A 22,947-nucleotide genomic window follows, 5' to 3' on the forward strand; every position below is an offset into this window, starting at 1 on the left:
TGTGCAGGGAGGAATTTCCGGGTTTCCCGTCCCGGGAGGGCCTGTTCCAGCCCTCCCGGCCCGGGACGGTCCGTCGGTCAGTCCGTCAGGGCGCGGACACCTCCCGGCGAACCGCGCGGGCGGCGGCGACCATGTTCTCCAGCGCGGAGCGGGTCTCGGGCCAGCCGCGGGTCTTCAGCCCGCAGTCGGGGTTGACCCACAGCCGCTCGGCCGGGATGGCTCCGAGCCCGGTGCGCAGCAGCTCCGCGGTCTCCGCCGCGCTCGGCACACGCGGCGAGTGGATGTCGTACACACCGGGGCCGGCGTCGCGCGGGTAGCCGTGAGCGGCCAGCTCCCGGGCGACCTGCATATGGGAGCGGGCCGCCTCGAGGCTGATCACATCGGCGTCGAGGTCGTCGATGGCCTCGACGATGTCCCCGAACTCGGCGTAGCACATGTGGGTGTGGATCTGCGTGTCGGGGCGCACCCCGCACGTGGTGAGCCGGAAGGCCTCCGTGGCCCACTCCAGGTACGCGGCGCGATCGGCCGCGCGCAGCGGCAGGGTCTCCCGCAGGGCGGGTTCGTCCACCTGGATCACGGGGGTTCCGGCGGCTTCCAGGTCGGCGACCTCGTCGCGCAGGGCGAGGGCGACCTGGCGGGCGGTGTCGGGGAGGGGCTGGTCGTCGCGTACGAAGGACCAGGCGAGCATGGTCACCGGGCCGGTGAGCATGCCCTTGACGGGGCGTGAGGTCAGGGACTGGGCGTACGCGGTCCAGCGCACCGTCATCGGTTCGGGGCGTGAGATGTCACCGGCGAGGATCGGCGGGCGCACGTACCGGGTGCCGTAGGACTGGACCCAGCCGTGCTGGGTGGCGAGATATCCGGTGAGCTGCTCGGCGAAGTACTGGACCATGTCGTTGCGTTCGGCCTCGCCGTGCACCAGCACGTCAAGACCGGTCTTCTCCTGGAAGGCGACCACCTCCCGGATCTCGTTCCTGACGCGCTCCTCGTATCCGGCCGTGCCGATCCTGGCTGCCTTCAGATCGGCGCGCGCGGTGCGCAGTTCGGTCGTCTGGGGGAACGAACCGACGGTGGTGGTGGGGAGCAACGGCAGTGCGAGGCGGGTACGTTGCGCGGTGGTCCGCTCGGCGTACGGCTGGGAGCGGCGGGCGTCGGAGTCCGTGACGGTGCTGGTACGAGCCCGGACGGCGGCGTCGTGAGTGAGCGGGGAGGCGGCTCGGGAAGCCAGGTCGGCCCGGTTGGCGGCGAGGCTGGGGGCGATCGCCTCGGTGCCGTGGGTCAGGCCCCGGGCGAGTGTGACGACTTCGGCGGTCTTCTGCCTGGCGAAGGACAGCCAGCGCAGGATCTGGGGTTCGATGTCGTGTTCGGAGGCCGCGTCGAGCGGCACATGCAGCAGGGAGCACGACGCGGCCACGTCGACCCGGTCCGCCAGCCCCAGCAGGGTGCCGAGGGTGGCCAGGGACTTCTCCAGGTCGTTGACCCAGATGTTGCGGCCGTTGACGACCCCGGCGACCAGCCGCTTGCCCGGCAGCCCGCCGACGGCCGCGAGGGCGTCGAGGTTGGCGGCGGCGGCCTCCGTGAAGTCGATGGCGAGGCCCTCGACCGGGGCCTTGGCCAGCACCGGCAGGGCGTCGCCGAGTCGGTCGAAGTAGCCGGCGACGAGCAGCTTCGGCCGGTCGGTGAGCACACCGAGCGCGCGGCAGGCGCGCTCGGCGGCGCCCAGCTCGGCGGGCGTCCGGTCCTGGACGAGGGCGGGCTCGTCGAGTTGCACCCACTCGGCACCCGCCGCCCGCAGGTCGGCGAGCACCTCGGCGTACACGGGCAGCAGCCGGTCGAGCAGCGTGAGCGGGTCGAATCCCGCGGCGACGCCGGGTGCGGGCTTGGCGAGCAGCAGGTAGGTGACGGGGCCGACGAGCACCGGACGGGCGGAAAGCCCGAGCGCCAGCGCCTCCTTCAGCTCCGCGACCTGCTTGGTCGAGTCGGCGGCGAACACGGTGTCGGGTCCGAGCTCCGGCACCAGGTAGTGGTAGTTGGTGTCGAACCACTTGGTCATCTCCAGCGGCGCCACCTCCTGGGTGCCGCGGGCCATGGCGAAGTAGCGGTCCAGGGCGTCGGCGGCGACGGCCGCGCGGTGGCGTTCGGGGATCGCGCCGACCATGACGGTGGTGTCGAGCACGTGGTCGTAGTACGAGAAGTCCCCGGTCGGGACCTCATGGACACCGGCATCGGCGAGCTGGCGCCAGTGCGTCCGGCGCAGATCCCCTGCCGTGGCCTTGAGGGAGTCCGCGGTGACACGGCCCCTCCAGTAGCCCTCGATCGCCTTCTTGAGTTCGCGCTGCTGTCCCTGGCGCGGGTATCCGTGCACGGTGGCCCGTGCTGCCGCGGATTCGGTGGTCACGGAAATCTCCTTCGCGAGATGGTTCCCTGAGGTCCCGGGACGGAACGCGGGCAGGTGCGAAGGGCGGAGAACCGGACGGGTGCGGGTCCGCGCGCGGTGCCGCGCGGGTGTCCGGCCGTCCGATATATGCGCCGACCCACCCACGAGGTCACCGGATGTCCGCGTGCGGGCTGTTCGCGCGCGGGCAGCGGGCAGGTCTTCGGACTCGCGGGCACGTCCTCATGGGGAGGACACCTACTGGCCGTCGCTTCCCAGACCCTGGCGGGTCCAGTGCGTATGACGGCGGTCGTTCCCGCTCACCGCTGCGGGGCAGTCCCGGATTCCCACCGGGTTCCCTCTTACGACGCCTCCCGCCTGGAGGGCGGGGCGAACCAGCTGCAGGGGCCACCCTACGGGGCGGCAGGCGGCTGCGGAGCGCTCTGTCCGGAATTCGGATGCGCGACGGGAATCCGGGCGGCGGGGCGGAGCACGGCAGGGCCGGATTCGCACCGGCTTCCCCCTGGTGCGCATGCAATGCGGTTGTGTGCCCCGGCGCATGGCCCGGGGCAGACGCATCGTAGGGTGCGGCAGGGGTGTCCCACCGCTGATTCTCCATCACTTCCGCCGCATTCCCTCACCGTTGGACGTGTGGGCCGGTCACGGTGGTGGGGAGCCGACACGTGCGTGCGGCAAGGCGGTCTGCCGGGACGCCGACCCAGGATGCGAGGATGAGACGCCATGACTGCTGGGTGGTGTTCACGCACGCTACGGGCCGCGGTGTTCGCGGCCGTATGCGTGGTGCTCGCCGCCCTCGGCCACGTCATGATGTCCGGGGAGTCCGTCCCGTGGTGGACGCTGGTCGGAGGGCTCGGCGCGACCGGTGGGCTGGGCTGGTGCCTGGCGGGCCGGGAGCGGGGACGCGGCGTTGTGGTGGCCGTGGTGGTCGCCGCACAGGCGGCGCTGCACTCGGGATTCTCGCTCGTGCAGTCCCTGAACCCTGAGCATGCGGAACACATCGATCACTCCGCGCATCCGGAGCACCCCGGGCACCACATGGTGTCCGCCGGCATGGGGCCCGGCTACAACGACATGGGCCACTCGGGCTTCCCGGACGTGATGGCCGGCGACTCGTGGTCGCTCGGCATGCTCGCCGCGCACCTGCTGGCGGCGCTCTTCACCGGACTCTGGCTCGCCCATGGAGAGCGAGCCGCCTTCCGGATCCTCCGCGCGGTCGCCGGGTGGCTGACCGCGCCGTTGCGGCTCCTGCTCGCGCTGCCGGCGCCTCAGCACCGGCCGCGGCCGCGTGGCCGCGGCCGCCCGTCGCCTGTGTCGCGGCTGCTTCCCCTGGTCCACGTCATCGTCTCCCGAGGGCCGCCCGTGGGGTCCGCTGTCGCCTGACGACAGCCGGAATCCCGAGGCGGTCCAAGTGCCCCTCGGGCACCGGCCGCAGACCCGCGAGCGCGTGGGGAGCGGCCGGCCCCCACACGCCGGCACCAGGGCTCTGCTGCGCCCGCTGTGCACCCCGGTCCTGGTTCCGGACGACCCGAGAAGGACACCAGGTGATCTCTTCCGCCCTGCCCGCTTCATGGGACACGACGGACAAGGTGAATCCGGCCGACGAGTCGATCACCTCCTGGGCGCTCGCCGCCCGCGGCGGTGACGCCGACGCCGTGGAGCGGTTCGTCCGTGCCCTGCACCGCGACGTACTGCGCTATGTCGCCCACTTGTGCGGTGATCCGCAGTCGGCCGACGACCTCGTCCAGGACACGTTCCTGCGCGCGCTCGGCAGTCTGCACCGTTTCGAGGGCCGGTCGTCGGCCCGTGCCTGGCTGCTGTCCATCGCCCGGCGCGCGGTGATCGACAGCTATCGGTACGCGGCCGCCAGGCCCCGGCTGCACGACGTACCGGACTGGCAGCTCACGGTCGAACTCGCCCAGCCCCGCGATCTGCCGGGCTTCGACGACGGGGTGGCGCTGCTCGAACTGCTGGCGGCACTGCCGCCCGAACGCAGGGAGGCTTTCGTGCTCACCCAGATGCTGGGGCTGCCTTATGCGGAGGCCGCGGAGCTGAGCGGCTGTCCGATCGGCACGGTGCGGTCCCGCGTGGCGCGTGCCCGGGCGACGCTGATGGAGCTGATCGAGCAGGCCGAGGAGCCGGTGACCGCGTCCGCGCTGGTGGCCTGAAGGCCGTGCCCGGGCCGGGTTCCGGCGCGTGTCCCGGGCACGTGCCGGAATCCGTACACCGGTACGGGAACTCACACCGTGCTCGACCCGACTTGTGGACCGGGGGCGATGTGCTGCCCCTGTGCCGAACAGTTCTGGAGAGTTGAATGCGTTCTCGTGTGTGGTGCGGTACGGCGGTCGCCCTGCTCGGACTCCTCGCGGCGGGATGTGGCGGGGGAACCGACGAAAAGGGGGACAAGGGCTCGGGCGCCTCCGCCGGCGGGGCGCCGGTGACCGTCACCGACTGCATGGGTGCCGAGACCACCTTCGACGCCACCCCGAAGAAGATCGTCACCAGTAACGCGTCCAGTCTGGAACTGCTGCTCCGTCTGGGCGCCGGCGACAAGGTGGCCGGCACCGGATTCCCGCCCGGCAGGGGAACTCTTCCGGCCGGGCTGGACGCCATGGCGCAGGAGGTTCCGGTGCTCGGCGAGACCGTCATCCCGAAGGAGAAGCTCCTCGGTTCCGGAGCCGACCTGTACATCGACACCTTCGCCGCCATGGGCAACATGGGCGGCGGCGGGATGGGCGACGCGCCGACCGCGGAGGAGTTCAAGGCGGCCGGGATCAAGCACGTCTTCCTGAAGTCCACGGCGTGCGCGGCGCAGAGCAAGGGCCCCCTGAAGGACCTCGCCGCGGTCGAGGAGGACATCACCGCACTCGGGGCCGTCACCGGTACGAGCGCGAAGGCGAAGGAACTCGTCGCCGGCATGCGGGAGAAGGTGGACGGCGTACGGAAGGCGGTCGGCGGTACGGCGGAGGCGGCCAGGCCGACGTACTTCTTCTTCGACTTCGACGCGGGCACCAAGCAGCCGATGGCCGTGTGCAACCGCCAGGTCGCCCACGCCGTGATCACCCTGGCCGGGGCCCGCAACGTGTTCGCCGACTGCGACGGCGACTTCAAGCAGGTGAGCTGGGAGGACGTGGTGGCCAAGAACCCGGACTGGATCCAGCTCGGGGTACGGAACCGGGGCAGCGACGCGGCCAACGCCAAGGCCTTCGACGAGGCGCGGAAGTGGCTGGAGGGCAACCCCGTCACCGGCGGTCTGAAGGCCGTGAAGGAGGGCCGCTTCCTGCGTATCGGCTCGGAGCGCACCACCATCGCGGGGGTGGAGAACGCCGCCGTCGTGCAGGAGATCGCCAGGACCATCCACCCCGGGAAGGTCAGGTAGCCGTGCTGGACACGCTGTCCAGGTCCCGCAGAAAGGCGGCCGTTTCCGCGGCTCCGGGGGAGTCCCGCGGCGTGCCCGCCCGGGTGCTCGCGATCGGCATCGGTGTCGCACTGCTGGCGGCGCTGACGGCGGCGGTCTCCTGGGGGTCGACATCCATCCCGCCCGCCGAAGTGTGGGGTGCCGTGGGCAGGCACCTCACCGGCGAGGCCCCGCGACCCGGCACGAGTGACCTGATCGTCTGGCAGCTGCGGGTGCCCCGTGCCCTGCTCGCCGCGCTCATCGGCGCGGGTCTCGGCCTGGTCGGCACGGCGGTGCAGGCCCTGGTACGCAACCCACTCGCCGACCCGTATCTACTGGGGATCTCCAACGGAGCATCCTTGGGCGCGGTCGCCGCGATCGTGCTGGGCGCCGGTGCGGGCGGTGCGCTGGGTCTTGGCCTGTCCGGTGCCGCGTTCGCCGGGGCCCTGGGGACGTTCGCCCTGGTGTGGGCGGTGGCACGACGCGGCGGTGGTTTCGCTCCGCTGCGGCTGGTGCTCGCAGGTGTGGCGATCGGGCAGTTCCTGTCCGGCTTCACCAGCTATCTGGTGCTCCAGGCGGGCGACGAGCAGCAGACCCACAGCGTGCTCTTCTGGCTCATGGGCAGCCTGAGCGGGGCGAGTTGGCCGATGCTGGCCGTACCGGCGGTCGCCGTGCCCGTCGCGCTGCTGTGGCTCCAGGCGCGTGCCCGGGGTCTGAACGCGCTGCTGATGGGGGACGAGACGGCGGCCGGGCTCGGTGTGGACGTCACCCGGCTGCGCCGGGAGCTGTTCACGGTCACCAGTGTGCTGACCGGGGTACTGGTCGCCGTGTCCGGTGCGATCGCCTTCGTCGCGCTCATGGTGCCGCATGTCTGCCGGCTGGTCATCGGCGGTGACCACCGCCGGCTGCTGCCGGTCTCGGCGCTGTTCGGGGCGCTGCTCATGGTGGTCGTGGACATCGTGTGCCGCACGGCCATGGACACCCAGGAGCTGCCGGTGGGCGTGGTCACCTCCCTGATCGGAGCCCCGGCCCTGCTGTATCTGCTGGACCGACGCCTGGGGAGCGGCAGTTGAGGATCGATATCGAGGACCTGCATGTGGCCTACGCGGGGCGCACGGTGGTGTCAGGGGCCGGGCTGATCGCCGCCGAGGGGGAGATCACCGGCCTTGTCGGCCCGAACGGCAGCGGCAAGTCCACGCTCCTGCGCACCGTCTACCGGCACCTGCGCCCCGTAGCGGGCCGTGTGCTGCTCGCGGGGACGGACATCCGGGAGCTGTCCCCGGCCCGTGCGGCCCGCCATGTGGCGGCGCTGCCGCAGGAGCGAGGCAGCGATTTCGAGCTGACGGTGCGGGAGGTGGTGGCGATGGGGCGGACGCCGTACAAGCGGGCGTTCGCCGGCGACGATGCCACCGACCGGGACCTCGTCGAACGGGCGCTTCGGGATGTCGGAATGCACGGGGCGGCCGGCCGCCGCTTCACGGCCCTGTCGGGTGGTGAGCGTCAACGGGTGCTGCTGGCCAGGGCGTTCGCCCAGAATCCCGATGTCATGGTGCTGGACGAGCCGACCAACCATCTGGACGTACGGCACCAGGTGGAGCTGCTCGCCCTGCTCCGGGTGCGGCGTCGCACCACTCTGGTGTCCCTGCACGACCTCAACGCCGCCGCGTCGGTGTGCGACCGGCTGCATGTGCTGCATACGGGGGCGGTGGTCGCTTCCGGGCCGCCGCGTGAGGTGATCACGCCCGAGCTGTTGGCGGAGGTGTTCGGGGTCCGGGCGGCCGTGGTGGAGCACCCGCTCACGGGGGATCCGCTGATCGCCTTCGACCACAGGGCACCGGTTGACGGTGTGGCGTCTTCCGTGGTCGAGGCGCACACCGTGGGAGTGCCGCGCACCGGATGAGCGGCGTGGCCGGGGTTTTGTCATCGGCCGGGAACTCAACGCGTCCTGCCGCCGACATGTGGGACGAGGCTGCCGTCCGGCAGCCGTCCGGCGACGAAGGGCGGGGCGGAAGGGTGACGCACCACGGCCAGGGCCCGGCAGGGCCCGGTGGCATACCCAACGGCATACCCACCGGTCAGGACCACGGCCAGGACCGCTGGATCCTGGTGGGTGTGGCGGGACTGCTGGCGTTCGTGGCGATGCTCGACATGAACATCGTCAACGTGGCGCTGGCCGCGATCTCCGGGGACCTGCGGGTGCCCGCCGCCACGGTCCAGTGGGTCGTGCTCGGCTATCAGCTGCCCGTCGTGGCGCTGCTGCTGCCTGTCGGCCGTTGGCTGGACGGCTCGGGCCGGCGGCCCGCCGTGCTGGTCGCGATCACCGGGTTCGCTCTGTGCAGCGCCCTGGCCGCAGCGGCGCCCTGGGCCGGACTGCTCATCGCCGCCCGGGTGGCGCAGGGGGTGTTCGGCGCGGTGCTCTTCGTGCTGATGCCCGTGCTGGCCATGGGTTCGGTACGGCCCGCGCTGCGGGGCCGGGCGATGAGTGTGCCCGCGACACTGGGGCCGCTCGGCGCGGTGACCGGCCCCGCGGTCGGCGGACTGCTGCTGGACGCGATGGGCTGGCGTGCGGTGTTCCTCGTCAAGATCCCCTTCTGCGTGCTGGCGCTGGTGGTGGCGTGGAAGGCGATGCCGGGCGACGGGGCGAGGCTGCGGCTGCCGCGTCCGAGGGCACTGCTGGACGCCTCGCTCGCCGCCGCAGGAGTAACGGTTCTGCTGGTCGCGCTGACCCTGGCGGCGGGTCACACCGCGTGGCTGGCCCTCGCCGTGGCCGCCGTACCGCCGCTGTGGCTGTGGCTGCGCGGTCAGGGCGGCAAGCCCGTTGCGGGGGTGCTGCGGGTGCCAGGACTGGCATCGGCGCACGGCGCCGTACTGGCACTCGCGACCGGCTTCGCCGCGGTGCACTACGTCATCGCCTTCCACCTCCAGCGTGACGACGGTGTCAGCGCGACGGCCACCGGTCTGACCGTGCTCGCCTTCCCCCTCGGCATGGGCATCGCCGGACCGCTCGGCGGACGCCTGGCCGACCGGTATGGTGCCAGACCGGTCGCTGTCAGCGGAGCCGTGGTCACGGCAACGGGGCTCTTCCTGCTGGTCCCGCTGGACGGCGGTTGGTCACCCGGCGACGTGGCCTGGCGCCTCGCGCTCGCCGGTGCGGGCATGGGGCTGAACGGCGGCCCCACCCAGGCCCTGGTCATGAGCGCGGCGCCACCGGAGCGGGCCGCGACCACCGGTTCGACGGTCCAGCTCGCCCGCAGCCTCGGATTCACCCTCGGCCCGGTGCTCGCCACGGCGGTCTGGGGCCTCGCCGGGGCCGCTCAGGGTGCCCGGGCCGGACTCGTACTGGCCGCCATCGCCGCCGCGTTCTCCATACCCCTGCTCGCCCTGCCCGCGTCGAGCCGTACCACCGGGGCGCCCGCGACCGCTGCCGACGCGCCCACTCCCGCCCCGCGCTGACCGGCTCGCGCCGACCGCCCCCACTGACCGTCCCGCACCGACCGAGGAGCTTGCCCATGTGCGGAATCACCGGCTGGGTGTCCTTTCGCCACGACCCCCGCACCCAGGCCCCCGTCATCGATGCCATGACCTCCACCCTCACCCCGCGCGGCCCCGACGCGGGCGGCGTCTGGCTCGGCGAACACGCGGCGATCGGCCACCGCAGGCTGGCCGTCATCGACCTGCCCGGCGGGGTCCAGCCGATGCCCGACCAGCCCGATGACCCGGCTGTGGTGCTCAGTTACAGCGGCGAGGTCTACAACCACCACGAGCTGCGCGCCCGGCTCAGGAACCTCGGCCATGCCTTTGGCACCCGCAGCGACACCGAGGTGGTGCTGCGCGCCTACCAGCAGTGGGGTGAAGACGTCGCCGAGCACCTGGACGGGATGTTCGCCTTCGCCGTCTGGGACGTACGTGCCCGGCGCCTGCTCCTGGTCCGCGACCGGCTCGGCGTCAAGCCCCTCTTCTGGGCCGCCGTCGACGGCGGCCTGGCCTTCGCGTCCGAGCCCAAGGCCCTCTTCGCGCACCCCGGGATCCGGCCCCGCGTCGACGCGGACGGACTGCGGGAGGCGTACAGCCTGCTGTTCAACACCGGCCCCACGGTGTGGTCGGGGGTCAGGGAGGTCGAGCCGGGCGGGACCCTCGTCCTGGACCGCGACGGTGTCCGTGAGCGCCGCTACTGGCAGCTCGCGGCCAGGCCCCACCCCCGCGAGGACGACCGGGACACCACTGTCGACAGGGTCCGCCATCTGGTCGCAGCGGCGGCGCACAGCCAGTTGGAGGCCGATGTCCCGCTGTGCAGCCTGCTCTCCGGTGGCATCGACTCCACGGTGCTGACCGCGCTGCTCGCCGGTGAACTGCGCAGGCGCGAGGGCCCGGGCGAGCGCATCCGGTCCTACGCGGTCGACTACAGCGACCAGGCCGAGCAGTTCACCGGCGACGTGCTGCGCACCGGCCACGACACCCCGTACGCCACCGAGGCCGGGGCATACATCGGCACGGACCACAGCACCGTGGTCCTCGATCCGCTCGCCCTGCTCGACCTCGAGCACCGCAGGGCGGTCGTGGTGGCGCGGGACTCGCCGATCGGCGTGGGCGACATGGACACCTCGCTGTATCTGCTGTTCGGCGAGATACGGCGGCACTCGACCGTCGCGCTGTCGGGTGAGGCGGCGGACGAGGTGTTCGGTGGTTATCCCTGGTTCCACAACCCCAAGGCGCTCGCCGCACCCACCTTCCCCTGGCTGTTGGTCACCGGCGACGAGGCCGCCATGCCGCTGAACCCCGAACTTGACCTCCGCATTGGGGAGTTCCGCGAAGACACCTACCGCGACGCGCTCGCGGCCGTGCCGCACACCGACGGCGAGACAGCCACCGAGCACCGTCAGCGCGAGATGCAGCACCTCTCGCTGACCCGCTGGCTGCGCCAGCTCCTGCACCGCAAGGACCGGCTCAGCATGGCCCAGGGCCTCGAGGTCCGCGTGCCCTACTGCGACCACCGACTGGTGGAGTACGCCTTCAGCACTCCCTGGAGTCTGAAGAGCTTCGACGGCAGGGAGAAGAGCCTGCTGCGGGCCGCCGGCGCCGGCCTCGCTCCCGACTCCGTACTGCACCGGCCCAAGAACCACTACCCGGCCACCCACCACCCCGACTACAAGCGGGGCCTCCAGGACCTGGCCAGGGACGCGCTCGCCACCGAACAGGTCCGCGCCCTCGCCGACGAGACCCTCATCAAACCCTGTCTCGACACCCCGCCCGAGCGGCTCCAGTGGGGGCACCGCCTCCGGCTCGAACGAGTCGTCGACCTCGCCCTGTGGCTGGACCACCACCGGCCTGAACTCGTCCTCTGAGGAGCGCAGCACCATGACCATCCAGGAACAGCCGCACCCGCCGTCCGGTGCCGCACCACTGCCCGAACCGGTGCCGCTCATGGGCTGCCCGTACAAGGCCGACCCCTACCCGCTCTACGAGCGCATGCGCGAGGCCGGACCCGTGCACCGGGTGCTGTTCCCCAGCGGCGTGCGGGCCTGGCTCGTCACCGGATACGAGGCCGCCCACGCGGCCCTGAACGACGACCGCCTCGGCAAGAACCACGACCGGGGAAACGACCGGTGGCGGGCCCGGGCGTCGATCATGCCCGAACCCCAGCACTCCCAGCTCCAGGTGCATCTGCTCCACCAGGATCCGCCCAAGCACACCCACATGCGGCGCTTCGTGACCGACGCGTTCACCCCCCGCCGTATCGACGCGCTGCTCCCGCGCTTCCAGGGACTGGCCGACACCCTCGTCGACGCCCTGCCCCGGACCGGCCCCGCCGATCTGGTCTCCGGTTTCGCCGCCCACTTCCCGTTCCAGGTGCTCGCCGAAGTCATCGGGCTGCCGGACGAGTTGGCGGCCGGCTTCGACCGCGACTGGGGCAAGGTCGTCCAGCCGGTCGGTCCCACCGACCCGGGACGGCCGCTGTACGAGGCCCGGCTGCACGGTCTTCAGAGCTATATCGCCGAGGTCGTCACCCACAAACGCGCACACCGGGGTGACGACCTGCTCAGCCGGCTCGTGGCCGCTCGCGACCGAGGCGAGCTCTCCCAGGAAGAGCTGGACTCCATGATCTTCCAGCTCCTTGTCGCGGGCCAGGAACCGGTCACCAACCAGATCACCACCGCGCTCATCGCCCTCTTCGGCCACCCCGGCGCGCTCGACCGGCTGCGGCACGACCCCGGGCTGCTTCCACGGGCCGTGGAGGAACTTCTGCGCTATGACAGCGCCTTCGAGCTCACCACCTGGCGCTTCTTCGCCGAGGACAGCGACCTGCACGGCACCGGGGTCCCCGCCGGGGACTCCGTGATCGTCTCTCTGTGTGCGGCCAACCGCGACCCTCGGCGTTTCGAGAAGCCCGACGAACTCGACCTCGGCCGCAGCCCCAACCCGCACCTCGCCTTCGGGCACGGCATCCACTTCTGCCCCGGCGCCGCACTCGCCCGCGCCGAGCTGCGTATCGCGCTCGGCACCCTCATCGCGCGCCTGCCCGGACTGCGGCTCGCCGTACCGGACGAGGAACTCGCATGGATCCCTGCCGTACTGGGCCGCGGCACCAGCCGGCTGCCCGTCGCCTACGAGCGGCGTATCTGACCCCCACGGAGGCCCCCATGCGGTTGACCACCGCACCGGACACCCGACTCACGCACACCGTCAGCAGGTCCGTCCTGGACCTGCTGCTCCCGCACCACCGCACGACGACCGGGACCGCGCCCGCGCCCGCCGAGGCCTTTCCCCACCAAGTGCACCGCATCGGCGACTTCGTACGCCGCGGTGAACCGGTCGTCTTCACCCTGCCGGGCTTCCCCTGCAAGTCCCCGAACCCCGCCAAGGTCCTCGGACATCTGCCCGATCAGGGGGAACGGCTCTCCCTCGGCTTCCTCAACGATCTGTGCGCCAGGATCGGCGAGATCCATCCTCCCGGCGCACGTGTCGTCATCTGCTCCGACGGCCATGTCTTCGGCGACCTCATCCGCGTACCCGACGACCACATCGACGCCTACTCCGACGAACTGCGCAGGCTGATCTCCGAACTGGGCCTGGACCATCTGTCCGTCTTCGACCTCAGGGACGTCTGGGGCGACCTGCCGCACCCGGCGAAACGCGCCCATGTCCACAACCGGTACGCCCCCGCCCTGGACGCCCTGCGCGCCGAGGTCCGCGCCGGTGGCCACACCCTGGCCCTCTACCGGGGCATCACCCGCTTCCTCCTCGATGACACCGCCGACTTCACGGGCACCCGCTCCGCCCTCCAGCGCGAGTGCCGCCGCCGTGCGTACGGTGTCATCCAGCGCAGCCGCGCCTGGGGCGAGCTGATCGCCGAGCACCATCCCCGGTCCGTGCGGCTGTCGATCCACCCCCAGCCCGTCGGTGCGCCCAAGTTCGGTATCCGCCTCCTCGACGCGTCCGACGCCTGGACCACCCCCTGGCACTCCGCCGCCCTGCGCCGCGGGGACGGCACATGGAGCCTCCTGCCCCGTGCCGAGGCGGAGCGGCGGGGGCGCCTGGTGCACCGGGACGGCAGGCCGAGCCACTTCGCGCAAGGCGCCCCGTGACCGGGGGTTCCGGCGCGGTGTGGCAGTCCGCGACGTGCCGTCAGGGGGCCAGCACCTTCGAACGGCGCGCGGCTTCCGCGAGCTCCGGAACGGTGTCCGGGCGCGCTGCGACCCCCCGCCGACCGGCGAGCCGGCAGCCGAGGCAGTCCATGTGTCCCGCGCGTGCCGTGCGGTCCCGCACCCGCATGCCCCACTGGTCGGCGGGGCGCGGTCCGGGCCGCTTGCCCCAGCCGGCGAGATGAAGGGCCCAGGTGACGAGCAGGGCCAGTGCCATGACGGCGACTCCCAGCCAGATGCCCGGGCGCCAGCCGCAGAGGCCCACGCCCGTGGCCGTGGCACCCACGGTGGCGATGAAGGTACCGGTCCATCCGGCGATGGTGTGGCCCTCGTCGTAGTGGTCTCCACCCATGGCTTCTCCCCTTCTTGCCCCGGTCTGTCCGGCGCGTGCTGTGGCCACGTGGCTGTGGCCGGATATGATGCCTTAGTAAGTAAGGAATTTATCTTATGCGCTAAGGAAAGTTCAATGGAGGGCAAGCCCCGCCCCGTCGCCGCCCCTTCGGATGCCATCAGTGCGATGGACCACCTCATCGCGACGAGCATGGTGGGCCAGCAGGAATACGCCCGGAGTCTGGGCCTGAACGTCACGGACCTCATCTGCTTCGCCTACGTCCTCGAGGCCGGGGACTCCCCGGTGTCCGCCGGTGACCTGGCCGAGCGTGCGCATGTCACGTCCGGTGCGGTGACCGGCATCCTCAATCGCCTGGAGCGCGGGGGATATGTGGTGAGGCGCCCGGACCCCGCCGACCGCCGCCGGGTGCGTGTGGTCGCCGTTCCGGAAGCCACCGAGCGTGTGCGGGCCATCTATGAGCCGTACTACATGCGGCTCGTGGAGCTCTTCGCGGAGTACACCCCGGACGAAGTCGCCGTCATCGCCGACTGGTTCAACCGCGCCGGAACGCTCGCGCGCTCCTATCTCGCGGAGTCGCGCGAGAACGGCTCCCTCGGCCGTGATTGAACTAGTGCAAAAGTAATTTGCTGCTAGTGCGATAGGGGGTACTGTGCGTGTCATGTCTGCCCTGACTCCACGCCCCATCGCCCTCACCGGCGCCCACGTACGCCTGGAACCGCTGTCGGTCGAGCATCTCGGCGAGCTCTTCGCCGCAGGGGGATGCGACGAGGAGGTCTGGCGCTGGCAGGGCGGGCCGGCGCCGAGGACGCAGGAGGAGCTGGGCGACAAGCTCGCCGTGCTGCTGGAGGAGGCCGGACGGGGGGAGTGTGTCCCCTTCGCCGTGATCCACCGCGCGAGCGGCCATGCCATCGGCTGGACCACGTACATGGACATCGACGCCGCGAACGAGCGGCTGGAGATCGGCTGGACGTGGTACGGGCGCGCGTTCTGGCGCTCCGCGGTCAACACCGAGTCGAAGCTGCTTCTGCTCACGCATGCCTTTGAGGACCTGGGCATGGGGCGCGTGCAGTTGAAGACGGATCACCTCAATCACCGCTCCCAGGCGGCCATCGCGCGTCTCGGGGCGCAGCGCGAAGGAGTGCTGCGCCGCCATCGCCGACGGCCGGACGGCACCTGGCGTGACTCGGTGTACTTCTCGCTCCTCGCCTCGGAATGGCCCGCGGCCAAGGAGCGCCTGACCACCCGCCTCGGCGCGTAGTCCGCCGCGGGCGTACCGCCCGCCCGTGGCCCGGCGGTCGGCGCGCCGGAGCCGGGCGGGAGTCCCGTCCCCGGCCGTGTGTGCGGCCGCGGCTGGACGACTCCTGGGGGCCGCCGCTCCATGTGACGGGGATCACGCGACAGGGAGATCCTGTCGGCCGTGCTCCACGTCTAGAGGGTGTGAGAACAGTCAGGAAGACACCGCGCGAGTCCGACGAGGAGCATCTCGTCCGGCTCGTGGCCGGTGGGGACCGCGCGGCGTTCGAGGAGCTGTACCGGCGCACGTCGCCGTGGCTGGCGGTGCGGCTGCGCCGCCGCTGCGCGGACGAGCAGATCGTCGCCGAGGTCATGCAGGAGACCTATCCGGCTGACCGGCGTGGCGGTCACGGGTTTCGCCCTGCTGCTCGCCGCGACCCGGCGTGCCCGGTTCATGGCCCTGGCTCCCGTTCTGGCCGGCGCCGCGGTCGCGCTGCTCATCCTCCCCTCCGATCCGCGACGGGCGTACGTCGTCGACGAAGCCGCCGCCGCGCAGGTGTGTGAGGGACCGGTATGTGTGACGAGACTGCACCAGGCACGCCTGGCCGAGCTCGCGGCTCCCGGGAAGGAGGCGCTGCGCCTGCTGCGGCAGACGCTGGGCAGCCAGGCTCCGGTTTCGATCCGGGAGGCCACAACGCCACGGACGACGGACGACGAGGTCGAGCGGTCCCGCACATCCGTACTCGTCGACTTCGACGACGGGGCCATCTCCACCGTGAAGGGGGAAGGACCTGACCAGAGCCCTGCTCGGCCAGGGACTCGCGCCCCACTGCTTCCCCCGCACCACGGTCAGCAGCAGCGGAATGCCGAGCGAAACCGCCGCGCAGAGCATCGCGGCGGGCTGGGTCGCCGGTGAACTCACTCCGCGAGCGATCTGACGGCGCTGGCCGAACCGGTGTGGAAGCGACTCAAGGCCCTGCCGCCGGCCCAACAGCGCACACGCATTCATGCCGCACACACCGCCGCGCTCTTCTGCACGGCCGACCCGCTCTATGTGCTGTCCGGTGAGACCCCGTGAGATGGCTGACGCTGTACGCACGCTCACGGCAGGTCCCCGCGTCACTCGCCGCGGTACTCGCCACCGCGCTGGTGGTGTGGGCGCTCACCCGTGACGGCAGTGCGGGGCATGCCGACCCGAGACTGCCCGCGCTCGTGATCGCCGCCGGAGCGATGGCCGTGTCGGTCGGGCTCGGCGGACAGGACCCCGCACTGGACCGGACGGCGGCCATCCGCCGGGCCCCGCGCCGGGCGGCGCACATGCTGCTCGGCGGTGCGGTCATCGGCGCGGCGCTGCTGGCGGTGCAGGCCACCGGCGACGACCTCGCCACCACCGCGTTCGTCATCCGCGACAGCATGGGACTGATGGGTCTCGTCGCCGTCGGGGCGGTGTTCTGGGGCGCGCGGCACGCGTGGTCGCTGCCGCTCATCTGGCTCTCGTACGCCATCCACGCGCCCTCATCGGCCGGGGTGCCGACGCAGATGGCGACGTGGATGCTGCTGCCGCCCGGCACGGACGCGGGTACCTGGACGGCGATCGCCGTCACGGTCGCCGGCACCACGGCCTACGCCGTCGCGGGACCGAGACGGTAGGTGCTCGCGACTTCGCCGGGCCCGTTCGCCCCGGACTCCGTCCGGTCCCCAGGTCCTGTCCGGGGCTCTCCCGGTGGCCTGTTCGGGCATCGGTGGACGGCCCTTCGGACCCGGCTGGGCAATCCCAGGGGCAGCGTCTGGGGGGCCTTCCGGGCATCGCCCCGGCAGCGAACGGGCGCGTGGCCGAGGTTCCGACGTCCCAGTTCCGCGTTCCAGGGTGCAGATGTTTCGCCAGGTCAAGACCTGTCCCAGCGTTCCAGCTTCCCCGATTGGTCTGGTCCTATTGCCCCACGGGCCCCCGTCCCTAAAGCTCTGTGCAGCACCAACCCCCCACCGGGAGCAGTCATGCGAACCCGAGTAAGCATGAGCGACATCGTCGCGGTCCTTGTCCTGATCTGCTGCGTTGCAGTGCTGATCGGACTGGCCACCAGTGGCTGAATCCCCCACAAGGAAAGTCGATCCACCATGAACACCATCCGGTCCCGCACCGCCATCGCCGCCCTCGCGGCGGGGCTGTCCCTGACCGCCTGCCAGCACGACGACGCCTCTTCCGGGGCGACTCCCCCAGCGGGCGGCACGGCGAGCAACGGAACCTCCGCGACGGCGGGTTCCGGAACAGCGGACTCCGGAACTGTGGGTTCCGGGATGAGCCCCGGGGTGCCCATGCCCACCGCGACCCGCAGCGGTCAGAGCGGCAGCGGCGACGCAGCTGCCTCCGGTGCCTGCACCAGCGCCCACATCAAGGTCGTCGTCAGCAAGGTGTCCCGCCCGCTCAACCATCTGCTGCTCGCGGTCACCAACACGGGCTCCACCGCATGCGACGCCTACGGCGCACCGGTGCTCCGCTTCGACGACGAACAGGCCGCCGTCCAGCTCGTCGAGGACAGCCGTCCGCAGGCCGTGGTCAGCCTCCAGCCCGGCGTGGCCGCCTACGCCTCGATCAACCTGACCGGTGAGCCCGGTGCCGAGACAGACGGGCGTCCCGCACGGAAGCTGGCCGTGCAGCTCACCTCCGGCAGCGGCAGTGAATCGGTCGGCAGCCCCACCAACCTCAACCTCCCGCCGGACGTCTTCAAGGACGACAGCGCGGCCGTCACCTACTGGCAGAGCGACGCGCAGGACGCGCTCACGTACTGAGCACACGACGACGGCACACCGACCAAGGGGAGAGAAACGGTTGCGCAGCTCACTTCGCACCATACGAACCGGCTCATCAGCCACCACGGCCCCGGCTTCGGCCGCGGCGCCCGCTCCGGCCGACATCGGCAGAACAGACCCCGCGCAGCACATTCCCGTCGTCGTGCACGCGGCCGACCCGATCTCCCGCGCGGGCGTGCTCACCCAGTTGCGGCAGCACCCGGTGATCGACCTCTGCGAGGAGGCGGAGTCCAGACCCGGCACCGTGGCGGTGCTGGTCGGGGAGACCCCGGACGAGACCATGCTCACCCGGCTGCGCAGATTCGTACGCAGCGAAGGCGTCCGCGCCGTCCTGGTGGTGAGCGCGGTACGGGAGTCCGAGCTCCTCGACGTCATCGAGTCCGGTGTCGGGGCCGTCGTCTGGCGCCACGAAGCCACCGGGCACCGGCTGTCGCAGGCCGTGCTCGCGGCATCCCGTGGTAACGGCGACCTCCCGGCCGATCTGCTGGGCCGCCTGATGAACCAGGTGGGCAGCCTCCAGCGCTCGGCCACCGGCCACGCCGGCGCTCCCGGTCAGGGGCTGGCGGCGCGCGAGGTGGACGTTCTGCGCCTGGTCGCCGACGGATTCGACACCAGCGAGATCGCGGGCAAGCTCTCGTACTCGGAACGCACGGTCAAGAACGTGATGCACGGGCTGACCACCCGTCTGCACCTGCGCAACCGAGCCCATGCCGTGGCCTACGCGCTGCGCGAAGGCTACCTCTGACCGCAGGGGTGCCCGTAGGGGCAGCGGCGGGGCGGCCTTCCGGACACCCCGGGCCGCCCCGCCGCTGTCCCCTGCGTGCCTGCTCACGCGGGCGCAGCCGGGAAAGAATCGGGACTGGCACGGCAACACCTCACAGCAAGGCGGGAGCGCGACGGTGATCCACGAGGTGGACGAGGTCCTCAAAAGGATCATCGGGGGTGGCGCGCTGACCGGCTCCGGGGTCGACGTCTCTCTGGAGGCTCCCACCCGCGACTGGGCGGCCAGGCGCAACGCCCCCGCCATCAACGCCTACCTGTACGACATCCGTGAGGACGTGGCCCGCAGGCAGCGCGGTACGACCCCGGTCGTGGACGACAGGGGAGCGGTGCTGAAGCGCCGTCAGCCGCCTCGCTGGTTCCGGCTGTCCTACCTCGTCACGGCCTGGACCAAGCAGCCCCAGGACGAACACCGGCTGCTCGCAGCCGTACTGGGCACCCTCATACCGCGCGAGATCCTGGCCGCGGACGAACTGCCCGGTTCGCTGGGGGCACTGGGGCTTTCGGTGCCCCTCACGGTCGCCGGGATCCAGACCGAGTCCCGGTCGCTGGCCGAGATCTGGTCCGCCCTCGGCGGCGAACTCAAGCCGTCTCTTGACGTGGTGGTGACGGCGCCGTTCCCGGCGTCTCCCGAGTACGACGCCGGGCCTCCGGTCACCGAAGGCGCTGCGGTCCGGGTCCGCGGAATCGACGGCACCCTGGAGGGCTCACCGGAGCGGAGCCACAGATCACGGCGCCCCGCCGTCCGGGCGAGCAGGGCTGCCGGGGGCAGCGGCAGCGGCGGCAAGTCCTCCCTCCGGAGCAGCGAAGGGCCGCAGCCCCGATGACCGCATACGCCGCCGGGCAGCAGCAGCAGCAGCAGGACGGACCGGCAACCACCCGCGCCGGGCGCGCATCGGACGACTCCGGCCACCCTCCGGCTCCGGCCGACATGCTGCTTGCCCGACTCGCCCGGCTGCGCGAGCGGGTCGCCCTCCTGGTCGAGCTCCGCAGCGCGGACGACCCCACCGCCGGGGATCCGTTGCGCGGCCTCTACCTGTCCGACGACGCGGTCCGGCATGCGCTCGGTACGACCGAGACGCCCACCCTGCCGGTCGACATGCGCGAGGGGGCCCCGCCGCCGCAGGCCGGCGAATCGGACCGGTTGGCCCGGCTCGCCGCCCGGCTCGGGTTCGGCGAGCTGGACACGGGCCTGCTCCTGGTCGCGCTCGCACCCGAGATCGACCGCGGCTTCGAGCCGCTCTACGCCTATCTCAACGACGACGTCAGCAGGCGCCGGGCCACCGTGGGACTCGCCCTGGACCTCTGCGGGCTGCCCCCGCACACGCCCGAAGCGCGGGCCCGTTTCCATGCGTCGGCGCCGCTTGCCGCGCTCGGCCTGGTCGGGACCGAAGAGTCCGAACGCCCCTTCCTCAGCCGCTCGCTGCGCGTCCCGGACCGGCTCGTCGCCCATCTCATCGGCGACGACACCCCGGATGCCGCACTCGCCGGCCGGGTACGTCCGCTCGCGGCCTGCCCCGGGCCGTACGACGAGGACTTCACCCGCAGGCTCACCGACCGGATCTCCGCCGCGCCGCTCACCGCCTACCTGAGGGAACAGCGGGAGGGCGACGGCCTGGTCTGCGCCGCCGCGGCCCTGGGCAGGGCCGGTCGCGATGCGCTGCACTTCACCCCGGTCGACACCGGCACCGCTACCGGCACCCGCACCACTACCGGGCCCGGGCCGCTCGGCGCACTCCTGCGCGAGGCCAGGCTCAGCGGCCGCGCGCTGGTCGTGTCACCGGTCCCGGATGATCCCGGTCCGCTGATACGAGCGCTGACCGCGAGCGATGTGACCGTGCTGTTCACCGGCACCCGCCCGTACGACCCCCAGTGGTGCGACGAAGACCCCCTGGTCCTCGATGTGCCGAGACTGCGCGCCGATTCCGCCGACGCCTGGGCCTCCGCACTCGGCGTGGCACCTCGCGCGTCCGGGTCGGGCGGCGAGACGGATCCCGGGGCCGACCTGGTCACCGCCGTCGCCCCGTACCGTCTCGGCGGCGAACGCATGGCCCGGGCCGCACGCACCGCCCGGGAACTCGCCGAGTTCGACGGCACACCGCTGACCGCCGCCCATCTCCGGCTCGCCGCCCGTCTCCAGTCCGCGTCCGGTCTGGAGCGGCATGCACGCCGGATCCGGCCCGATGTCGGCTGGGAGGACCTCGTGCTCCCGGACGGGCCACTCGGCCAGCTCAGGGAACTGGCCCTGCGAGCCCGGCATCGCGACCGGGTGCTCGGGGACTGGCGGCTCAGCGCGGGCGGCGGCCGAGGGCGCGGGGTGATCGGGCTGTTCGCCGGGGAGTCCGGTACGGGCAAGACCATGTCCGCCGAGGTCGTCGCAGCCGAACTCGGCCTGGATCTCTACGTGGTGCAGTTGTCGTCCGTCGTCGACAAGTACGTGGGCGAGACCGAGAAGAACCTGGAACGGATCTTCACCGAGGCCGACCGCACCGACGCCGTACTGCTCTTCGACGAGGCCGACTCCGTCTTCGGTAAACGTTCCGAGGTGAAGGACTCACACGACCGCTACGCCAACATGGAGAGCGCCTATCTCCTCCAGCGCCTGGAATCCTTCGACGGCATCGCACTGCTGACCACCAATCTGCGGGCCAACGTGGACGAGGCATTCACCCGGCGCCTGGACCTGGTGATCGACTTCCCGTTCCCCGACACGGATCAGCGGTTGGCCCTCTGGCGCCATAGCCTGGCCCGGGTGCCCTGTGCCGACGGCACCGACCCGGGGCAATGCGCGCGGGACTTCGAGCTCGCCGGGGGATCGATCCGCAGCGCCGTCGTCACCGCCGCCTACGCGGCCGCCGGACGAGGCGAGCCGGTGACCACGGCCGACTTGCTGGACGGCGCGCGCCGGGAATACCGCAAGGCGGGACGCCTGGTGCCGGGCGAGGGCAGCTGGTAGCGGCCCTCGCCACTCCCAGCGCGGCCTCGCGCTCGCCCGGCAGACTGCGAGCGCGTCGGCTACTCGACGCGCCACTTCTGGTTCGACTGCCCGTTGCACGTCCACAGTACGAGCTTCGTCCCGTTCTCGGTGCCCTGGTCGAAGGCGTCCACGCACTTGTCCGCCTGCGGGTTCACCAGGTCGCCGGCCTCACTCAGCACGAATGTCTGCGCGGGATTGCCGCTGCACCGGGCCATCTGGATGGCGGCCCCGTCGTCCCGGGAGCCGTTCGCGACATCCATGCACAGTCCGAGCGAGCGCACGGTGCCGTCCTCCAGGAACTCCCACTTCTGGTTGGCCGATCCGGCACAGCCCCAGATCTGGAGCTGGGTACCGTCCGGGTATCCGCCCTCCTGGGCGTCGGTGACGTCGATACAGAGGTCCGAGCCCTGCCCGATGATCACGGACCCGGCCACCGGTTCCTCGGGCGCCGGTTCGGTGTCCGGCTCCCCGCCCCCGCCCTCCTCGGGCCCGGGATCGGTCTCGGGCTCCTCGGACGGCTCCGCCGGCTTCTCGGGTTCCTCCGACGGCTTCTCCTCCGGGGACGCGGCCGGGTCGGGCAGTACGACCCCGGTTTCCACGGGCTTCTCCGTGGCGGCGCTGCGGACCTGGGGCTTGTAGGTGATCCAGAGCATCAGGAACGTGATGGCGAGCGCCAGGAGGATTCCGAGGAACGTGGCGAGCCAGCGGGGCAGGAAGCCGCGCTGGACGTATGTGCCCTCGGTGTTCAGCGGCTCCACCCCGGAGCGCTGCACGGCCAGTGTGTAGGGCCGCCGCTCCTTCGAGCCGAACCAGATGATCTCCCGGGGCTTGAGCCGCACGTTCAGGAAGGCGGCGCGGCCCGGTTCGATCTGGACGCTGGACGGGTGGATCTCGTACGAGAGGTCGTCGCCGTGGTCACTTCCGGCGACCGAGCAGGTCAGTTTGGTGTTGCCGATGTTGTCGATCGCCAGCTTCGGCCGTCCCCGGAACCGGCCCTTCACCGTGGGCGGGACGATCTCGGCCCGCACCTCGGTGAACGGAGTGATCGTCAGGTTGCCTTCGGGGACGGTGGTGGCCTCGGGGTGCTCCGTCGGCGAGATCCGTACGGCGTACGGGTTGGGGCCCGCGGTGGCGTCGGGGGTACGGGGCGGGGTGAAGGTCAGCTCCACCGTTCCCGTGGTGCCGGGATAGAGCCGCAGGGTCTGCGGCTCCACCCTCGTCCACGGGGCGATGTCGCCGACGGGTTCGAAGCGGTACTCGTCGACGACATCGCCGGTATTGCGCACACGCAGTCGAACGGTCGTCGTGCCACCGGGATCCACGGTGGCCGACGCGGGTTCCAGAGAAGTCCAAAGGCTCACGTTTCGG

At 71.7% G+C, this 22,947-nt stretch carries 20 protein-coding genes, 1 pseudogene and 1 riboswitch; of the genes and pseudogenes, 18 read left to right on the forward strand and 3 right to left on the reverse strand.

The window, feature by feature from the left end:
* Positions 1-85 precede the first annotated feature (85 nt).
* Positions 86-2,398, reverse strand: a complete 2,313-nt coding sequence (metE, locus tag ACFV6V_RS18035) for a 5-methyltetrahydropteroyltriglutamate--homocysteine S-methyltransferase (RefSeq protein WP_385565764.1) — start codon at positions 2,396-2,398, stop codon at positions 86-88.
* Positions 2,399-2,591: 193 nt separating this feature from the next.
* A riboswitch (cobalamin riboswitch) is annotated at positions 2,592-2,739 on the reverse strand.
* Between the two features lie 376 nt (positions 2,740-3,115).
* On the opposite strand from metE, the gene ACFV6V_RS18040 reads away from it, so the two are divergent.
* The 9 genes from ACFV6V_RS18040 to ACFV6V_RS18080 all read left to right on the forward strand — a co-directional run bounded on the left by ACFV6V_RS18040 (position 3,116) and on the right by ACFV6V_RS18080 (position 13,372).
* Entirely contained in the window at positions 3,116-3,775 is a 660-nt protein-coding gene (locus tag ACFV6V_RS18040; protein WP_385565767.1) for a hypothetical protein, read from the forward strand.
* Positions 3,776-3,936: 161 nt separating this feature from the next.
* Positions 3,937-4,560, forward strand: a complete 624-nt coding sequence (locus ACFV6V_RS18045) for a sigma-70 family RNA polymerase sigma factor (protein ID WP_385565769.1) — start codon at positions 3,937-3,939, stop codon at positions 4,558-4,560.
* Positions 4,561-4,706: 146 nt separating this feature from the next.
* Positions 4,707-5,771: an ABC transporter substrate-binding protein gene (locus ACFV6V_RS18050; RefSeq protein WP_385565772.1), complete on the forward strand. Its 1,065-nt coding sequence runs from the start codon at positions 4,707-4,709 to the stop codon at positions 5,769-5,771.
* Positions 5,772-5,773: 2 nt separating this feature from the next.
* Positions 5,774-6,862 carry a FecCD family ABC transporter permease gene (locus ACFV6V_RS18055; RefSeq protein WP_385565774.1) on the forward strand — a complete coding sequence of 363 codons (1,089 nt, stop codon included), beginning with the start codon at positions 5,774-5,776 and terminating at the stop codon, positions 6,860-6,862.
* A complete protein-coding gene (locus ACFV6V_RS18060; protein ID WP_385565777.1) occupies positions 6,859-7,689 on the forward strand; it encodes an ABC transporter ATP-binding protein in 831 nt (276 codons plus the stop codon). Before ACFV6V_RS18055 ends, ACFV6V_RS18060 begins: the two co-directional genes overlap by 4 nt.
* A 113-nt stretch (positions 7,690-7,802) precedes the next feature.
* Positions 7,803-9,242, forward strand: coding sequence for an MFS transporter (locus ACFV6V_RS18065; protein WP_385565780.1), 1,440 nt, complete (start codon positions 7,803-7,805; stop codon positions 9,240-9,242).
* A gap of 56 nt (positions 9,243-9,298) precedes the next feature.
* On the forward strand, positions 9,299-11,131 hold the full coding sequence (gene asnB, locus ACFV6V_RS18070) for an asparagine synthase (glutamine-hydrolyzing) (RefSeq protein ID WP_385565782.1): 1,833 nt from the start codon (positions 9,299-9,301) through the stop codon (positions 11,129-11,131).
* A 13-nt stretch (positions 11,132-11,144) separates the two neighbouring features.
* A complete protein-coding gene (locus ACFV6V_RS18075) occupies positions 11,145-12,410 on the forward strand; it encodes a cytochrome P450 (RefSeq protein WP_385565785.1) in 1,266 nt (421 codons plus the stop codon).
* A gap of 17 nt (positions 12,411-12,427) precedes the next feature.
* On the forward strand, positions 12,428-13,372 hold the full coding sequence (locus tag ACFV6V_RS18080) for an L-tyrosine/L-tryptophan isonitrile synthase family protein (RefSeq protein WP_385565788.1): 945 nt from the start codon (positions 12,428-12,430) through the stop codon (positions 13,370-13,372).
* A gap of 40 nt (positions 13,373-13,412) precedes the next feature.
* On the opposite strand, the gene ACFV6V_RS18085 is transcribed toward ACFV6V_RS18080, so the two are convergent.
* Positions 13,413-13,781, reverse strand: coding sequence for an HGxxPAAW family protein (locus ACFV6V_RS18085; protein ID WP_385565790.1), 369 nt, complete (start codon positions 13,779-13,781; stop codon positions 13,413-13,415).
* 114 nt (positions 13,782-13,895) lie between these two features.
* On the opposite strand from ACFV6V_RS18085, the gene ACFV6V_RS18090 reads away from it, so the two are divergent.
* The 9 genes and pseudogenes from ACFV6V_RS18090 to ACFV6V_RS18130 all read left to right on the forward strand — a co-directional run bounded on the left by ACFV6V_RS18090 (position 13,896) and on the right by ACFV6V_RS18130 (position 21,558).
* On the forward strand, positions 13,896-14,387 hold the full coding sequence (locus ACFV6V_RS18090; RefSeq protein WP_385565793.1) for a MarR family winged helix-turn-helix transcriptional regulator: 492 nt from the start codon (positions 13,896-13,898) through the stop codon (positions 14,385-14,387).
* A gap of 52 nt (positions 14,388-14,439) precedes the next feature.
* Positions 14,440-15,039, forward strand: coding sequence for a GNAT family N-acetyltransferase (locus ACFV6V_RS18095; RefSeq protein WP_385565796.1), 600 nt, complete (start codon positions 14,440-14,442; stop codon positions 15,037-15,039).
* Between the two features lie 179 nt (positions 15,040-15,218).
* Positions 15,219-15,411 (forward strand): annotated as a pseudogene (locus tag ACFV6V_RS18100) (RNA polymerase sigma factor); the annotation flags it as partial.
* A gap of 3 nt (positions 15,412-15,414) precedes the next feature.
* On the forward strand, positions 15,415-15,930 hold the full coding sequence (locus ACFV6V_RS18105; protein ID WP_385565798.1) for a hypothetical protein: 516 nt from the start codon (positions 15,415-15,417) through the stop codon (positions 15,928-15,930).
* A gap of 158 nt (positions 15,931-16,088) precedes the next feature.
* Positions 16,089-16,664 (forward strand): hypothetical protein, encoded by a 576-nt coding sequence (locus ACFV6V_RS18110; protein WP_385565801.1) that lies wholly within the window; start codon positions 16,089-16,091, stop codon positions 16,662-16,664.
* 465 nt (positions 16,665-17,129) lie between these two features.
* Positions 17,130-17,801 carry a DUF4232 domain-containing protein gene (locus tag ACFV6V_RS18115; protein ID WP_385565802.1) on the forward strand — a complete coding sequence of 224 codons (672 nt, stop codon included), beginning with the start codon at positions 17,130-17,132 and terminating at the stop codon, positions 17,799-17,801.
* A 40-nt stretch (positions 17,802-17,841) separates the two neighbouring features.
* On the forward strand, positions 17,842-18,567 hold the full coding sequence (locus ACFV6V_RS18120; protein ID WP_385565805.1) for a LuxR C-terminal-related transcriptional regulator: 726 nt from the start codon (positions 17,842-17,844) through the stop codon (positions 18,565-18,567).
* A 154-nt stretch (positions 18,568-18,721) separates the two neighbouring features.
* Entirely contained in the window at positions 18,722-19,429 is a 708-nt protein-coding gene (locus ACFV6V_RS18125; RefSeq protein ID WP_385565807.1) for a DUF4255 domain-containing protein, read from the forward strand.
* Positions 19,426-21,558: an ATP-binding protein gene (locus ACFV6V_RS18130; RefSeq protein WP_385565809.1), complete on the forward strand. Its 2,133-nt coding sequence runs from the start codon at positions 19,426-19,428 to the stop codon at positions 21,556-21,558. Before ACFV6V_RS18125 ends, ACFV6V_RS18130 begins: the two co-directional genes overlap by 4 nt.
* A gap of 59 nt (positions 21,559-21,617) precedes the next feature.
* Here the strand turns inward: ACFV6V_RS18130 and ACFV6V_RS18135 are convergent, their stop codons facing one another.
* A complete protein-coding gene (locus ACFV6V_RS18135; RefSeq protein ID WP_385565811.1) occupies positions 21,618-22,940 on the reverse strand; it encodes a ricin-type beta-trefoil lectin domain protein in 1,323 nt (440 codons plus the stop codon).
* Between the last annotated feature and the right edge of the window lie 7 nt (positions 22,941-22,947).

The sequence above is a fragment of the Streptomyces sp. NPDC059828 genome, from assembly GCF_042731955.1.
Taxonomy (GTDB): domain Bacteria; phylum Actinomycetota; class Actinomycetes; order Streptomycetales; family Streptomycetaceae; genus Streptomyces.

Bases quoted from the DNA above. Each gene is read 5' to 3' on its own strand.
- ACFV6V_RS18080 (WP_385565788.1), top strand. From the start codon at position 12,428: ATGCGGTTGACCACCGCACCGGACACCCGACTCACGCACACCGTCAGC.
- ACFV6V_RS18090 (WP_385565793.1), top strand. From the start codon at position 13,896: ATGGAGGGCAAGCCCCGCCCCGTCGCCGCCCCTTCGGATGCCATCAGT.
- asnB (WP_385565782.1), top strand. From the start codon at position 9,299: ATGTGCGGAATCACCGGCTGGGTGTCCTTTCGCCACGACCCCCGCACC.
- ACFV6V_RS18040 (WP_385565767.1), top strand. From the start codon at position 3,116: ATGACTGCTGGGTGGTGTTCACGCACGCTACGGGCCGCGGTGTTCGCG.
- ACFV6V_RS18050 (WP_385565772.1), top strand. From the start codon at position 4,707: ATGCGTTCTCGTGTGTGGTGCGGTACGGCGGTCGCCCTGCTCGGACTC.
- ACFV6V_RS18085 (WP_385565790.1), bottom strand. From the start codon at position 13,781: ATGGGTGGAGACCACTACGACGAGGGCCACACCATCGCCGGATGGACC.
- ACFV6V_RS18075 (WP_385565785.1), top strand. From the start codon at position 11,145: ATGACCATCCAGGAACAGCCGCACCCGCCGTCCGGTGCCGCACCACTG.
- ACFV6V_RS18095 (WP_385565796.1), top strand. From the start codon at position 14,440: ATGTCTGCCCTGACTCCACGCCCCATCGCCCTCACCGGCGCCCACGTA.
- ACFV6V_RS18115 (WP_385565802.1), top strand. From the start codon at position 17,130: ATGAACACCATCCGGTCCCGCACCGCCATCGCCGCCCTCGCGGCGGGG.
- ACFV6V_RS18130 (WP_385565809.1), top strand. From the start codon at position 19,426: ATGACCGCATACGCCGCCGGGCAGCAGCAGCAGCAGCAGGACGGACCG.